The sequence below is a fragment of the Bradyrhizobium genosp. A genome, from assembly GCF_049949275.1.
Classification (GTDB): Bacteria; Pseudomonadota; Alphaproteobacteria; order Rhizobiales; family Xanthobacteraceae; genus Bradyrhizobium.
The window spans coordinates 7,839,731-7,854,056 of sequence record NZ_CP188196.1; the positions used below are offsets into that span (position 1 = coordinate 7,839,731).

12 protein-coding genes are annotated in these 14,326 nt (G+C 62.6%); 6 read left to right on the forward strand and 6 right to left on the reverse strand.

Translation table 11 applies throughout. The annotated features are described in order from the left end of the window. Nucleotides 1-33: 33 nt before the first annotated feature. Nucleotides 34-1,176: a helix-turn-helix transcriptional regulator gene (locus ACP2YP_RS36710; protein WP_426421177.1), complete on the forward strand. Its 1,143-nt coding sequence runs from the start codon at nucleotides 34-36 to the stop codon at nucleotides 1,174-1,176. Between the two features lie 42 nt (nucleotides 1,177-1,218). Here ACP2YP_RS36710 and ACP2YP_RS36715 read toward each other — a convergent pair whose 3' ends face one another. Together ACP2YP_RS36715 and ACP2YP_RS36720 are read right to left on the reverse strand one after the other, a co-directional pair. Beyond that, nucleotides 1,219-2,088, reverse strand: coding sequence for a VOC family protein (locus ACP2YP_RS36715; protein ID WP_426421178.1), 870 nt, complete (start codon nucleotides 2,086-2,088; stop codon nucleotides 1,219-1,221). Between the two features lie 42 nt (nucleotides 2,089-2,130). After that, nucleotides 2,131-2,514, reverse strand: coding sequence for a hypothetical protein (locus ACP2YP_RS36720; protein ID WP_426421179.1), 384 nt, complete (start codon nucleotides 2,512-2,514; stop codon nucleotides 2,131-2,133). 491 nt (nucleotides 2,515-3,005) lie between these two features. On the opposite strand from ACP2YP_RS36720, the gene ACP2YP_RS36725 reads away from it, so the two are divergent. After that, on the forward strand, nucleotides 3,006-5,246 hold the full coding sequence (locus ACP2YP_RS36725) for a TOMM precursor leader peptide-binding protein (RefSeq protein ID WP_426421180.1): 2,241 nt from the start codon (nucleotides 3,006-3,008) through the stop codon (nucleotides 5,244-5,246). A 93-nt stretch (nucleotides 5,247-5,339) separates the two neighbouring features. Continuing rightward, nucleotides 5,340-6,716 (forward strand): SagB/ThcOx family dehydrogenase, encoded by a 1,377-nt coding sequence (locus ACP2YP_RS36730; protein WP_426426401.1) that lies wholly within the window; start codon nucleotides 5,340-5,342, stop codon nucleotides 6,714-6,716. A 439-nt stretch (nucleotides 6,717-7,155) separates the two neighbouring features. Here the strand turns inward: ACP2YP_RS36730 and ACP2YP_RS36735 are convergent, their stop codons facing one another. The 4 genes from ACP2YP_RS36735 to ACP2YP_RS36750 all read right to left on the reverse strand — a co-directional run bounded on the left by ACP2YP_RS36735 (nucleotide 7,156) and on the right by ACP2YP_RS36750 (nucleotide 10,557). Next, nucleotides 7,156-7,782 (reverse strand): hypothetical protein, encoded by a 627-nt coding sequence (locus ACP2YP_RS36735; protein WP_426421181.1) that lies wholly within the window; start codon nucleotides 7,780-7,782, stop codon nucleotides 7,156-7,158. A 290-nt stretch (nucleotides 7,783-8,072) separates the two neighbouring features. Further along, nucleotides 8,073-8,996: an ABC transporter substrate-binding protein gene (locus tag ACP2YP_RS36740; protein ID WP_426421182.1), complete on the reverse strand. Its 924-nt coding sequence runs from the start codon at nucleotides 8,994-8,996 to the stop codon at nucleotides 8,073-8,075. Between the two features lie 189 nt (nucleotides 8,997-9,185). Then, nucleotides 9,186-9,434, reverse strand: coding sequence for a hypothetical protein (locus ACP2YP_RS36745; protein ID WP_426426402.1), 249 nt, complete (start codon nucleotides 9,432-9,434; stop codon nucleotides 9,186-9,188). A 139-nt stretch (nucleotides 9,435-9,573) separates the two neighbouring features. Then, nucleotides 9,574-10,557 carry a LacI family DNA-binding transcriptional regulator gene (locus ACP2YP_RS36750; protein WP_426421183.1) on the reverse strand — a complete coding sequence of 328 codons (984 nt, stop codon included), beginning with the start codon at nucleotides 10,555-10,557 and terminating at the stop codon, nucleotides 9,574-9,576. A gap of 324 nt (nucleotides 10,558-10,881) precedes the next feature. Between ACP2YP_RS36750 and ACP2YP_RS36755 the strand changes: the two genes are divergently transcribed. The 3 genes from ACP2YP_RS36755 to ACP2YP_RS36765 are packed head-to-tail and all read left to right on the forward strand — an operon-like array spanning nucleotide 10,882 to nucleotide 14,322. After that, the gene (locus tag ACP2YP_RS36755) at nucleotides 10,882-12,180 is read left to right on the forward strand and encodes an ABC transporter substrate-binding protein (RefSeq protein ID WP_426421184.1); all 1,299 of its coding nucleotides are present in this window, start codon (nucleotides 10,882-10,884) and stop codon (nucleotides 12,178-12,180) included. 35 nt (nucleotides 12,181-12,215) lie between these two features. Beyond that, on the forward strand, nucleotides 12,216-13,256 hold the full coding sequence (locus tag ACP2YP_RS36760) for a carbohydrate ABC transporter permease (protein WP_426421185.1): 1,041 nt from the start codon (nucleotides 12,216-12,218) through the stop codon (nucleotides 13,254-13,256). A 10-nt stretch (nucleotides 13,257-13,266) separates the two neighbouring features. After that, a complete protein-coding gene (locus ACP2YP_RS36765) occupies nucleotides 13,267-14,322 on the forward strand; it encodes a carbohydrate ABC transporter permease (protein ID WP_426421186.1) in 1,056 nt (351 codons plus the stop codon). Nucleotides 14,323-14,326 lie beyond the last annotated feature (4 nt).

A 14,326-nucleotide genomic window follows, 5' to 3' on the forward strand; every position in this document is an offset into this window, starting at 1 on the left:
TTCAAGCGACGATTTTCAAGTGAGTGGTTTGGAATGCAGCAGGCTTCGGTCGAACAATTCTCAGACCTCATCGGCGGTATCTATGATTGTGTGATCGCACCTGGACGCTGGACCGAAGTTCTGGACGAGATATGCACGGAGTTCGGCTTTGCCACCGGTTCGCTTTCGGTTGCCAGCCTCACCAACATGAAGGCCGTCGTCAATGCGGTCTCCGGTTCCGACCTGACCCAGATGACCCAGAACGCGATCGGCTATGGGCCCGACATCATCGAGCTCTGGGGCGGCGCCGAGCGCATCCAGCAATACCCGCTCGGCGAACCCATCGTTCAATCCCAGGCCGTCAGGCAAGAGATCATTTCCGGCAATCGATATTATCGCGAATGGGCCCTTCCCAAAGGCCTGTTCGACGCCGTTGCCGTCGGCCTCGTGCGCGACAGGACGATGGTCGGAAATGCGATCTTCAGCCAGCACGAGTCCGCCGGCCTGATCGACGATGCCCAGCTCCGTGGATTGCGCTTGCTCGCGCCGCACATCCGCCGCGCCGTGACGATCAGCAATCTGTTCGACATGAAGACGGTGGAAGCCGCGACATTCGCTGCGACAGTAGAGGCTCTGACCGTCGGCGTCGTCCTCGCGGACGACGACTCGAAAATCGTTCACACCAACGCCGCAGCCGCCGCCATGCTCGAAGCCGGCGATCCCATCGTGGAACGAGATGGCCGGATCGCGGTTCAGTCGGCGCCGACGACCGCCTCATTGCAATCGGCCATCGCACAGGCCGCAAAGGACGAAGCGGCACTCGGCCAAAAAGGCATCGGCATCCCGATCCTTCGCCCGAATGGCGGCCCGCTCATCATCCACGTTCTGCCGCTGCGACGCGGCCCCATGCGAGCCCGCTTGGCCCAGAGAGCCGCTGCCGCTCTGTTCGTGGCGTCAGCCTCGGGGCCGCCGCAGATGTCTCACGTTGCCCTCAACCAGCTCTACGATTTGACGCCGGCCGAGATTCGGATCTTCGAGCTCATTTGCGAGGGCCATACCCGCGATGCGATCTCGGGTCTGCTCGGCGTGTCCGTCGCCACCGTGAAGAGCCATTTGCTTCATGTGTTCGAGAAGACAGGCTGCCGCCGCCAGGTCAACCTGGTCAGGCTGGCGAAGTCGCTGACCTTTCCGGTGTGAGGCGCGGATCATTGGGTGATGGTGCGCGCGACATATCGCGGCTCACCGCTTTGTCGTGGGAAGCACCATTCTGCCCCGTGAAGCAATGCCGTTCCATTTGGCGGACCAGCTGACCTCCGAGGTGGAGGATTGCCCGATGCCCTTCCGGTCCCACGCCCCCTGCAGCGTAAACAGGGCGCCTTGGGGATCGACACACCGCACGATCCAGCAATCATCGGGCAGTTCGATCGGTCCCTGGAGAACCCGCCCTCCGCCGGCATTGACCCGCCTGGCCGCCGCGCCGACGTCGTCGACATTGAAGTAATGCAGCCAGCACGCCTGCGATACGCTCGGAAGCTTGGTGAGCATGCCGCCGATCGTCTGCCCGGCCACGGAAAACAATTCGTAGACGCTTGCCGGATCGGTTCCAGCGGGCGGCTTTTGCCAACCAAGAAGTTCGCCATAAAATGGAAATATCCTGCGTTGGTCTTCAGCCAGCAGTTCGTGCCAGCCCACGCGCCCGGGCCGGTCGGTTCCGCCCGGTTGCGATTGGCCATATGTCAGGCCGGTGACCAGCGCAAATGTCGCGCCTTGCGGATCGGCGACCACTGCAATGCGGCCGATGTTGCTGTCGGTCGGCGAGACCAGGATCGCGCCCCCAAGCGGGCGGATCTGCGCGATCGTCGCATCCATGTCATCGACGGCGACATAGCCGAGCCATCTCGGCGTTGCTCCCATTCGCACGCCCTCTTCCGGGAGATTCATGAGACCGACGACCGGCGCGTTGCCTGCAGTGAGCAGCGTGTAGGCCAGCTCGGGGCTCGACGCATCTTTCGCAGCCCAGCCGACGACGTCGGCGTAAAAAGCAGCAGCCGACGGCATGTCCGTCGTCAGAAGCTCATACCAAACGAAGCGTCCGAGCTGATCGGCCAAGCTAGCTTCCCCGTTCGAGCGGACGGACGATTACGCACTGCATCATGCGTCACGGCTCGGCATCATCGACAGGAATCTGGCGCGATGTCGTTCATGAAGATGAATGCAACCTGAAGAAGCGCCATACCATTTCGTGTCCACGTGAATCTTGCCCGGCTTGATTGCCCGGCGTAGGATCATTGTAGAAGATCGTTCTTCCAACATGGAGGATGCGGCCATGCAGCGGACGAAGCAAGCTTCGAACAAGAAGCGGATGACCAAAGCTGCAATACCGGCGCTCGGATTCGCCGGACTGACTATTTCGCTGACGGGAAGCGCGATGGCATCCGCGGTGCCGGCAGACGAGCCCCCACAAAGATTGAACGTCGCGCCCGGCCAGTTCAGTGCGCTCAGCGAGGAGGAACTCGCCGACGTGAACCTCGCCACCTTCCACCTCGCCAGCGATGAAAAAACCTTGAGCGGCGTGCTGCTTGCGCGAGGATGCGGCGGGTGCAGAGGTTGCGGCGGCTGCAGAGGTTGCGGTGGCTGCAGAGGTTGCGCAGGCTGCCGAGGATGCCGCTGTGGCGTCGGTTGCGGTGGCTGTGGCGGTTGTGGCGTCGGTTGGATCGGCGTGCCGGTGGCATGCACGGGCTGCTGCGCATCATGGGGCCGCTGCCGCTGGTGCTAAAAGACAGCCCTCCCTGACTGGGTATCGACAGGTCGCAATTTCATTGGCCGGGCTCGCAAGCGACCCGGCCAATTTTCTATTGTCGTACGGCATTCGCGTCGCCTGGGCCTCAACTTGCCGATCGCGAGCGAGTATGTTCCAACTCATGCTAAGAAATCCGGTGGTGCTCGGCGCACAAGTCGGGCCGCCCAGGCGTTTGTCGTGCCCCAACGATCGGACATGACGGGAACAGGATCAACGTGCTGCCCCGATGACAGTCAAGCGAAAGAGCAGCGCTGCGAAACAGACCCGCAAGGGCATTTTGCGATTCGCGCCGAACTTCACCGCCTATCTGCTTCCTCCCAATGTGGTCTGTCTCTACTCGGAGAACCGCAAGTTCTTCCTGCACGGCGATGTCTATTGCGCCGTGGCGAGCGCGATCGGAAAAAACGGCAAGCCTGCGCCGGAGATCATCCGCCAACTTTCGAAGAGTTTTCCCACAGCCGAGATCGAGGAAGCGATCAGGCGGTTGCTCGAGCGCCGCTACGTCATCACCGGAGCATCGCACACAAGTGCCGTTGACGGATATTGGGCCAGCCTCGGCCTGCCTCCCGAGATCGCCGCGGAAAACCTGCGCAACTGGCCGGTGCGGGTGGAATCGATCGACGTCAAGGGCGCGAGCGAACTGAGTGCGGCGTTGAGCAAGCTCGGGGTTCAAATCACCAAGCGATCGCCCAGGCTCATTATCACGCTCGTGAACGATTACCTCGAGCGGCGGCTCGCCGAGTTGAACAGAGAACGCGTGGCCGACCGGACGCCCTGGCTGCTGGTCCAGCCGTCCGGCGTGTTTCCGCTGGTGGGACCCGTGTTCAAGCCGGGCGAGAGCGCCTGCTGGACCTGCCTGCACGATCGCATGATCCGCAATCGCGAGATCAAGGGATTTCTCGACCGCGGAGCGGCGCAAGCTGTCGCCATATCGCCGCTGGTTAACGACACCGTCGGACAGACCGCGATTCACTTCGCTGCCGTTGAAATCGCGAAGGCGATCGCCTCGGGATTCCGCACCGATCTCAACGATCACATCGCAAGCTTCGACCTGACCGGGGCCGCCATCGCCAAGCACTATGTCGCGAAGCGCCCGCAATGCTCAGTCTGCGGCAGCAAGAAGCTGCGGAATCCGCGACGGGCCGCAGCGCCGATTGAGATTGCCGAGGGCCAAAAGCTCGTCATGACCAGCGGTGGATACCGCACCGTGACGTCGCGAGCCACCGTGGCACGGTTTCGCAAGCACGTCAGTCCGCTGACCGGCGTGGTGTCGCGGCTCGAGCGGATCGAAGCCGATCTGCCGATGAACACGAATTTTTTCGCTCATCACAATTTCTCTGCGCCAGCCTGGAACGTCGACCAGCTCAGGTCCGGCCTGAGCGGCGGCAGTTTCGGCAAGGGCTCCACGGCCGAGCAGGGCGAGGCCAGCGCGCTGATGGAGGCGATCGAGCGTTACTCCGGCATTTTCCAGGGTGACGAGATCAGGGCGAAGCGCCGCTTTGCCGATTTCGCGCCCGGTGACGCGCTGCTTCCCAACGACGTCCAGTTCTTCAGCGATCTGCAGTTTCAAAACAGGCATGTCCCGCGGCCGGACGATTCACATCCCGTCCCCGAGCCGTTCGATCCCTCGACCAGCACCGAGTGGTCGCCGGTCTGGTCGTTGCGCGACAAGCGTTTCAAATATCTTCCGACCGGCCTTTTGTATTTCTTCTATGGCGGCTTCCACACCGATTCCAACGGATGCGCGGCCGGCAACACCCGCGAGGAGGCCATCGTTCAGGGCTTCCTCGAACTGGTCGAACGCGATGCCTACGCGATCTGGTGGTACAATCGCGTGCGCCGCGCCGAGCTCGACCTCTCGCAATTCGAGGATTCCTATGTGCGGGATCTTCAGAGCCAGTTTGCCGATGCGGGGCGCCGGCTCTGGGTGCTCGACATCACCAGCGATCTCGGCATTCCCTCCTATGTTGCGATCATGCACTGGATGCAGAACGGACACGAAAATATCGAGTTCGGATCCGGCTCTCATTTCGATCGCCGCATCGCTCTGCTGCGGTCCCTCACCGAGCTGACCCAGTTCATGTCGATTGGCATGATGGGCGGCGGAAGCGGCGAGAAACCGTCGCTTGACGGTGTCACGCCGCTGCGGCTGGACGATTATCCGTTCCTGATCCCCGACGACAATCCGCTTCTCCCGCCGGCGCCGGGTCTTAGGGTTCACGACAACACGCGCGCCCAGGTCAATGCCTGCGTCGAGATTGCGGTCCGGGCAGGATATGATTTGCTCGTGCTCGACCAGACGCGGCCCGACGTCGAGGTCCCCGTCGTCAGAGTGCTCGTTCCGGGCTTGCGGCATTTTTATCGCCGCTTCGGGCCAGGCCGGCTTTACGATGTCCCGGTGAAGCTTGGGCTGTTGAACCGCCCGCGCCTGGAAAGCGAGCTGACGCCGTTCCTGCCACACACCTGAAGGCTGGCCTCGTTGCGCACGCCCCGGAAAAAGCCGACGAGGACAAGCGAACCCATCATCGCCGCGCGATTGAACGGCCGTTTCTCCCTGCAAATGCAGGCCGACGGAAGTATTGCCGCTGTCTCCAGCGATTATTCGGTCAGCCTCGGACAATTCAGCCCGGCGGCGATCGACCGTGCCAGGCATCTCGCCACCGGCCTTCCGCTTGCCTCCCTGGCCGGAAAGAGCCTGCTCGCGAAGCAGCTTCATGGTCTGGTGCAGCGGCTGGCGCGGCACGGGCTGCTCGACTACCGCCTGTTCTCCCCCCGCGATGCGCAAGACCTGGTGATCATCAAACCTCAGATATCCGAATACTGGCCGCAGCGCGCCAAACTATCGAGCAGCGATACGATCGTGTTGTCGCGCTTCGCCTATCTGCGCCGACGCGGCAATGAGATGGTGCTGGAATCGCCGCGCGCCGGCGCGCTGTTCCGGATTTGCGATCCCGCCATCGCGGCCACGCTGGCCGCCCTATCGCAGCCGCAAAAGATCAGCAGGCTTCGCAAGCACGGGGTTGCCCCGAACCTCGACCTGCTCGGCTTGCTGCTCGACAGCGAGATGCTGATCAAGCTCGGTGCGAATGGCGCAGACGGCGGTGGGGTGACCGAAGGCGACCGCAATCTCGTGCTCTGGGATTTCCACGATCTCGTGTTTCACACGCGCAGCACGGAGGGCCGGCACGCCAATCCGGTTGGCGGCGCGTACCTCCATGCGCGCGCTGTTCCACCGCTGCCCGCGGTGCGCCCGCGCTGGCCGGGCAAGACGATCGCGCTGGGCAAACCCGCCGCGCCCGAGCTCAAATCGCCCTTCGCAAAACTGTTGTGCGAGCGCCATTCGACGCGGGATTTCGACGGCCAGCATCCGATCACGCTCACCGAGCTCGCGCAGTTTCTCGACACAACGGCCCGCGTGCTGTCGGAATGGAAGAGCGAGGCAGATTTCGACGGTGGCCTTGAGGTCAGCTACAGCTCAAGACCGTATCCGGCCGCAGGCAGCGCGTATGAGCTTGAGTTGTACCTGGCGGTCTCGAACTGCGATGGGCTGGCGCGCGGGCTTTATCACTACGATGCCGGCGGCCACGCACTGGTCGCGATCGAGGCCTCCGCAAACCAACTCCAGGCGCTTCTAGTGGCCGCCGAGTTTGCCATGGGCGCATCCGGTCCGCCGCAAATCCTGATCACGATCGCCGCGCGCTTCGGGCGGATCTCCTGGAAATACTCCTCGATCGCGTATTCGCTGATCCTGAAGGACGTCGGCTGCCTGATCCAGACATTCTATCTGGCGGCGACCGATATGGACCTCGGCGGCTGCGCCATCGGCACCGGCAACATCGACCTGTTTGCGAAAACGACGGGGCTCGAATTCCACGTCGAGGGACCGGTTGGTCAGTTCGCGCTGGGGCGGGGGAGGAAGGCGGGGAGCTCGGGCTAGTGAGGAGCCGAGACCACCCTCAAGCCGCCTCGGACGTCAATCTCGCACGCTGTTCGAGCACGCCGATCGTCGCGACCAGATTGTCGCGCCGCGCGCGTTACAAACCATCTGTCGCAGCATTGAACGCTATGGAGCGCAAGCCTTCATTAGCAATGATCAAGCGAGCTGGCTCTTTAGGATCCTCCTCACCAGAGTCGAGCAGGGAACGCGCGAGCGCGCTGTCAAATCCCGGACGCGGCGCAAGGCGATAGCTGTCCCCTCCACCGGCGAGACCGCGCCCGACATCACGGATGCATTGTAGCCGGAAAGCGAGAACTGGTTCGTGTACTCGAATATCCAGTACGAAATAGCAGAGCAGCATTATCGTCGAAAGCGGACAATGACCGTGCGAGACTCCATGTCCGTTAAGGGCCAAGAGCGGTCATCCCGGGCTACGTGATCATTGAACAGAAGCACCGGCTATGCGTCGGGTGAAGCGGCGAATTCCACTAACTAGATTTCTCGCCCTAAACACTAGAATTATGACCCATTCTGGCGTTCCCAGATGGCGGAGTATCTCCGCGTTGCCCTGATCAGTTTTCTCCCACATCTTTTCGTTAGTATAAGACGCATTTTCTTGGTCGAGCCTCCACAAGATCTCTTGTTGCAAGGCGTCGACGCCTGACAGATGTCGAGCAAAATCGAGTTCTCTTCGAGCACAAATCCGTTCGATGCGTTGACGGACCGCTTCGTGGTAGCGGATACCTAATTTCTCAAGCCTTGCATGGGTTGCCTCGTGAACTATGACGGATGCGATCCATTCGACCGTTGTGGTTTCAGAATTGACGATACGCGCATCTAGCAAGCAGGCGTTCAAGGAGTGCAGATAGCAGCCAGCTCCGTGCGGAACTAGCTGCACCCAAATTCTAGCAAGGTTGTTCTTGATGCGCCGATAGTGAAGCGGAGCAGAGCTTTCGATCAGCCGAAGCGCGTCTTCAATGCGTTGAATGGCTGGCTCGGCGTCCGATGGAAAACTCCCGACCCAGATGCCGTCCACGACGTGGCCTTTCGAAAACCACAGGTCCATCCTCTCCACGAGCGAGGGCTTGGTCGCTGGAAAATCCCGCCGAGACATTCTGGCCACGTTTGCTTCCCTGCCACATAGCATATCTCATGCGTCCGCTTAGGAGGACTTAAGAATTTGACTCAACGTGTGTCGATTGCTCAGCGAAGTCCGCAATGGGTCAATTTGCGCCGTAGAGGCTCCCGATCACCGCTTCCGGTCTGCGCCGAGAAGCCGACCAACATTGAGCCCAGCGACATAGCGGCGAAGGCTCCGGGCCAAAACCGGACTCATGCAGCGCGGCAGAAGTAGAGCTACTCGATCACCTCGTCGGCGCGTATGACAAGATTGGGAGACACCTCCACGCCAAGCGCCCTGGCCGTCTTGAGGTTGATGACGAGGTCGAATTTGGTCGGTTGCGCAACCGGCAGGTCCGAGGGGCGCTGGCCTTTCAATATCTTGTCGACGTAGATCGCACCCTCTCTTGTTAGCGCCGGCCCGTTTGCTCCATAGGCCATCAGCCCGCCCGAGAGCGGAAAGTTTGCTGACATCGAGAACGTGGGAAGCTGATGCTTCAATGCGAGATCGGCTATGCCAGGACGCAATAGCGTAGGTTGAATGATGACAGCATCAACGTGCTTCTCTCGCATGGACTGAAAATACGGATCAGCGTCGTCTGCCGGACGCGCCATAACGCGTTCAATAGTGATGCCGAGCCGGTCCGCTGCAGCTTCAATGTGCTGCAGGTACGGCGGGGTGAACGGGTCGACGGTGTTGGCGAAGGCCGCGACGCGAGAGGCTTTCGGCAGTGCTTCGCGAATGAGCTCCATGTTCTTGGACATGATTTCGGCCGCGATGGCCGTGTTGCCGGTGATGTTGCCGCCAGGCCGCGAGAGGCTAGCCACGATGCCGGTAGCGACGGGATCGCCGACCGCAACCATCACGATGGGGACATCTTTGGTGGCATCGCGGGCGGCGAAGGTTGGCGGCGTCTGCCACGTCACCAGAACATCAACCGGAAACTTGACGAGTTCCGACGCAAGCGCCGGCAGTTGAGCCGCCTTGCCCTGAGCGCTGCGCACCTCGAATCGGCAATTGCGCCCGTCGACGTATCCGAGCTTTGCAAGCTCCTCGCGAATTACCGCCAGGAAATTCGCCGGGTTCGGATTGCCCAGCGCAAGAATGCCAATGACGTGCACCTTTGCCTGCTGAGCGACTGCCGCTAGCGGCAAGGCCATTGTCGCTCCCCCGAGCACACACAGAAAGTCTCGCCGATTCATGCAATCCCCCAGCCATCATGCCGCGGATCGTATCGCTCGATCGAGTGCTCTACCAGACGGGCATTTACGCGCGAGTTCTCGCCGGGCGATTTCGACGCCGTCCGCGATGGCGGCGTTTGGTCGCCGTCCATCGCACGGAGTCCGGCCTCAAGCCGCTTCGGACGTTGATCTCGCACGCTGTTCGAGCACGCCGATCGTCGCGACCAGATTGTCGCGCCGCGCGCGAAGGTTCGCTGCGAGCAGCGGATAAGTCGGCTGCTGCGCGTCGAACACCCCGGCGCGGGCCTCCTCATCGAGGATATCGGTGTTGAGCAGCCGAACGCGCCACCATAAATCGGCGATCAACGCGTCGAGCCGGAGTTCTCCAACAGCACCAGAACGGGACACTTCCTGCATCACTTGCCTCACCCTGAAACGGCCTCCCTGCTGAGGCCTGGTTTTGGTCAGGACTGAGCAAGCAGAGTGCCAGGAAGGGCCCGGACGCAGCACGCGAGACGATCGGGACGCAAGCCGGATACCTGTGAACGGTCGGGTATCAGCCGAACTTGTAGGGAAGCAGGCATTGGCCAAAAGATTCGCCTCGCCAGATCAATTGCAGGCCCGCGACGATCTCCGCCCCGTAGACGGCGTAGGGAATTTCGATCGACTTCAACCAGGGTGCGACCCACTGGTTGAGCGGCGTGCCGTCGATGCTGACCAGATCGCAATCGCCGGGGATTTTCAGGCCGCGTTCAAGCGCGCGCCGGTTCACGCCATAGGCGATTTGGTCGCTCACACAGAGAATGGCGTCCGGAGTGTCGCTGCCGGCGAAAATTCGCGCGCCGGCATCATAGCCGATCTGGAGATGCGATCGTCCTTCCCCGCCGGCCCGGATGATCGCCTCGTCGGACCATCCACGCTCCCGCAGTCTGGCCAGAAATCCTGACACGCGGTCCCGCGATGCAGTCGAGCTCAGCACAGGAAAAACGACGGCTGGGGCTCGCCGTCCGAGATCGGCGAAATAGTCGGCGACGGTCGCACCCGCGGCGCAATCGTCGATTCCGACGAACGGGCCAGTGCCGGTCGGATTCCGGCGGGTCACGAACACCGCCGGCGCACCGGACGCGGAAAGCTCGCTCAACCCGGGGCTGGGCACCGCCGCGACGAGGACATAGCCACGCACCATCTGGGCCCGCATCGCGTAGAGATATTCGTCCTGAAGCTCGGGGCGGTCGTGCGTATCGCACAGGACCATCACGTAGCCGGCCTCGCGCAGTGCGGCCTCGGTGGAGCTTGCGATCGTCGCCATGGCCGGATTGTCGAGATTGGCCGCGATCATCGCAACAAGCTGGCTTTGGCCGCTCTTGAGCGCCCGTCCCACCGGGTTTGGCCGGTAGCCTACCGCCTCGATCGCGCCGAGCACCCGCGCCACCGTAGCCGGAGAGGCGCGGCGCATCTCACCGTTGACGATGCGCGATACGGTCGACACCGAGACGCCGGCCCTGGCCGCGACTGTAGCAAGTGAGACGTCTTCCGGCATCGGCCTCCCTGGGGTTGGTCCGATTGCAGCTATAGCCACAGTCGAGCCTCGTTCCGAGACTCGCCAATAGCATTTAAACCCAGATTGACAGATTGGCAAACGTTTGCCAAAGTGATTTTGCTCTTGGAAGCGCTTTCGGGACGGCCCCTGCCACCTGTTGTCCGTGTCAGCGGAAAGCGCGCCCCAAGACGCCTGGAAAAGCGGCATCCAACGCCAAGCGGATGCCGATGCGGAAGGAACACCTGCGCCAGAGGATCCGTCGGAGAACGGGCCCGCGGCGCCTATCTCGCGCGGTCCGACTGGACCGGCGAGCACGGAGGAAAAATGATCGCGCGCGCCGTCAAGCCCGTTATCGCATCTCTTGTGCTGTCCCTTCTGTCCGCCGCCGTTTTCGGCGGGCCGGCGTCGGCCGAGACGACCGTGCTCCGCATGGCCTGGTACTCGGACGGCAACGAGGGCGAGGTGATGGCCGACCTGCTGCGGCGATTCCACGAGCAGAACAAGGACATCGACGTCGTTCTCGATCAGGTGCCTTACAAGGCGATCAACGAGAATCTGCCCGTGCAACTGGCCTCCGGCCAGGGTCCCGACATGGCGCGTATCGTCGATATGGGCGGACTGTCGCGTTACGCGCTCGATATGCGCCCCTTTCTCAAGGACCCCGGCTACTGGGAAACGAACTTCGGCCCCTTCCTCGAATGGATGCGCCCGCCGGGAGACTCGCAGGCCATTCCGGGCTTCATGACCCAGCTCACTGTCACTGGTCCCTTCGTCAACAAGACCCTGTTCGAGCAGGCCGGGGTCGCGATGCCGGGCGAGAAGTCGACCTGGGAGGACTGGGCAAAGGCGGCGAAGGAGGTCGCGGGCAAGGTCCAGGCGCCGTTCCCGCTCGCGCTCGACCGCTCGGGCCATCGCTTCTATGCGCTTGCCGTGTCGCAAGGCACCAAAGTCTTCGACGCGAACGGCGAGCCGGACGTCGTGGACGAGGGCTTCAAGCGCGCGGCGCAGCTCGTCTACGACTGGCACAAGTCCGGCGTCATGTCGAAGGAGCTGTGGGGCTCGGTCTCCGGCACGGCCTATCGCGGCGCCAACGACGAGTTCAAGAACGCACAGGTCGTGATGTACCTGTCCGGATCGTGGCAGACCGCTCAATTCGCCAAGACCGTGGACAACGCCTTCGACTGGGTGGCGGTCCCCAATCCCTGCGGACCGGGCGGGTGCAGCAGCATGCCGGGCGGCGCCGGTCTCGTGGCTTTCAAGACGACCCAGCATCCCCAGGAAGTCGCGCGGCTGATGGAATATCTCGCGAGCGAACCCGTGCTGGCGGAGTTCTATGCGCGCTCGCTGTTCGTGCCCGGCCACCTCGGTCTGGCGAAGAAAGGCATCGACTACCCGACGGCCAGCCCGGAAGCCGCCGCAGCGCTGAAGGTCTTCACCGCAAGCGCGGCCCAGATTTCGCCGCTCGCCTACCGGACCCAGGGCTACGTCAACAGCCGGATCATCTTCAACGCCGTCATCAGTCGGCTCGGGCAGGCGGTCTCCGGCGAAACGACGCTTGAAGACGCCTACAAGCGCATCACCGCCGATGTCGCGCAGCAGATCGCCGAGCGCAACAAGAAGTGACGGCGACCGGTTCGCAGGATCGAAGGATCACGCCGATGTCGGACACTCCGTCCGCCTCCGTGCCACAGCCCGGCATCGCCGCGGCAGCGCTCGCGGAATTCCGGCGCGTCGCGGCCCTGCCGGTGGACGTCGCGATGCGTCTGTTCGATCCACCGATGCGATGGCTGCAGCGCATAATCGGCGCGCGGCGCATGGCCTATGTGTTCCTGCTGCCCAACTTCCTATTCTTCGGCCTCTTCGTGTTCCTGCCGATCGGCATCAACATCATGTTCTCGGTGACCGGTGGCACCGCCCTGTTTCCCTCGCAGCGCCCCTATGTCGGCGGCGAGCAGTTCGCCCATCTGCTCGACTGCGGCTCCTATCTCGATCCGGCGAGCTGCCGCGAGGACCACTTCTGGCGCGGCGTCGCCAATACCGCGAAGTTCATCGTGTTTCAGGTGACGGCAATGGTGGCGTTTTCGCTCGTCACTGCGCTGGTCCTCAACATGAAGATCCGTGGCCGCGGCTTTTTCCGTGCCGTCTATTTCTTTCCGGTTCTGCTATCGCCCGTGGTCGTCGCGCTGATCTGGAAATGGATCCTGCAGCGCGACGGGCTCCTCAACGCCGCGATCACCACGCTCGGCGGTCAGAAGATCCTGTTCTTCGTCGATCCGAGCTGGGCGATGTTCTGGGTGGTGTTCGTATCCGTGTGGGCACACATGGGCTTCTACACGCTGATCCTGCTCGCCGGCCTCCAGGCGATCCCGGCGGACCTCTACGAGGCGGCGGAGATGGACGCGACCCCGCGCTGGCGCGTGCTGACACACATCACGCTACCGCTGCTGTGGCCGAACATGATCGTCGTGATCGTGCTCGCGCTGATCAAGGGCGCGCAGACCTTCGACGAAGTCTTCGTGCTGACCGGCGGCGGCCCCGGCACGGCCACGCTGATGATCGTCCAGTACATCTACGAGACCGGCTTCGCCAGCCAGGTGCAGAATTTCGGCCTCGCCGCCGCCGCGTCCGTCGTGCTCGGCGTCGTCCTTTTCGTCCTGACGCTCCTGCAATTCGCCGCCGCGCGGCGCAAAGAGATCTGAGGTAGCCGCCATGCGCCTTGCGGTTTTGCTTGGTCAACGTCGCAACGGGCCCGGACGGCCGCTGCACTGGACCGACGTCGCAGCCTACGCCTATCTCGCGCTCGGCGTCGTGCTGATGTTCGGTCCGGTGCTGTGGCTGGTGCTGTCATCGTTCAAGACCCAGAGCGCGCTGCTGGAATTTCCGCCGTCGCTGCTGCCCTTCGCGCAGGTCGAAGTGACGGTGCCCGGTCAGCCCCAGAAGCTGCCGCTTTTCCGCACGACGCTTCCTGACGGCTCGGTCCGCGAGCTGGCGCAGGTTCGGCGCATCGGGCTCGTCGCCCAGATGGTCGATCCGGCCGATCCCTCGAAGCAGTTTCGCGTGGCGATCGACAAGCGCGAACCGGTGCGCCGCGTCGCACTCGCGACGGAGAACTACACCGAGCCGCTCCAGCGCTTCGCCTTCCTGCGCTTCCTGTTCAATTCGGTCTTCGTGACGGTGGTCGCGACCCTGATCACGCTGCTCATCAACTCCATGGCTGCCTATGCACTCGCTGTCTACGCGTTCCCCGGCAAGCAGGCGGCTACGCTGGCGGTGATCGGGACGCTGATGATCCCGATGACCATCATTCTCGTGCCGGTCTATCTGGTGGTGACCGAGCTCGGGCTCGCCAATTCGCTTTGGGCGGTGATTCTGCCCGGTGCCGCGACGCCAACGGGCGTGTTCCTGCTGCGGCAATACATGCTGACATTGCCGAAGGATCTGATCGAGGCTGCGCGCATGGACAAGGCATCCGAGTGGCAGATCTACTGGCGCATCGTCATGCCGCTGACCCTGCCGGCGCTGGCAGTTCTGGCGATCTTCTCGATCATGTGGCGCTGGAACGAATTCCTGTGGCCGCTCGCGGTTCTGACCAAGACCGAGGTCTACACGTTGCAGATCGCGCTCAATGCGTTCCAGGGCGAACTCCAGACCCAGTGGCACTATCTCCTTGCGATGACGGTCGTGACGCTCGCTCCCGTCGCCCTCGTCTTCGTGTTCCTCCAGCGTTTCATCACGACGGGCATCGGCTCGACGGGGATGAAATGACCGA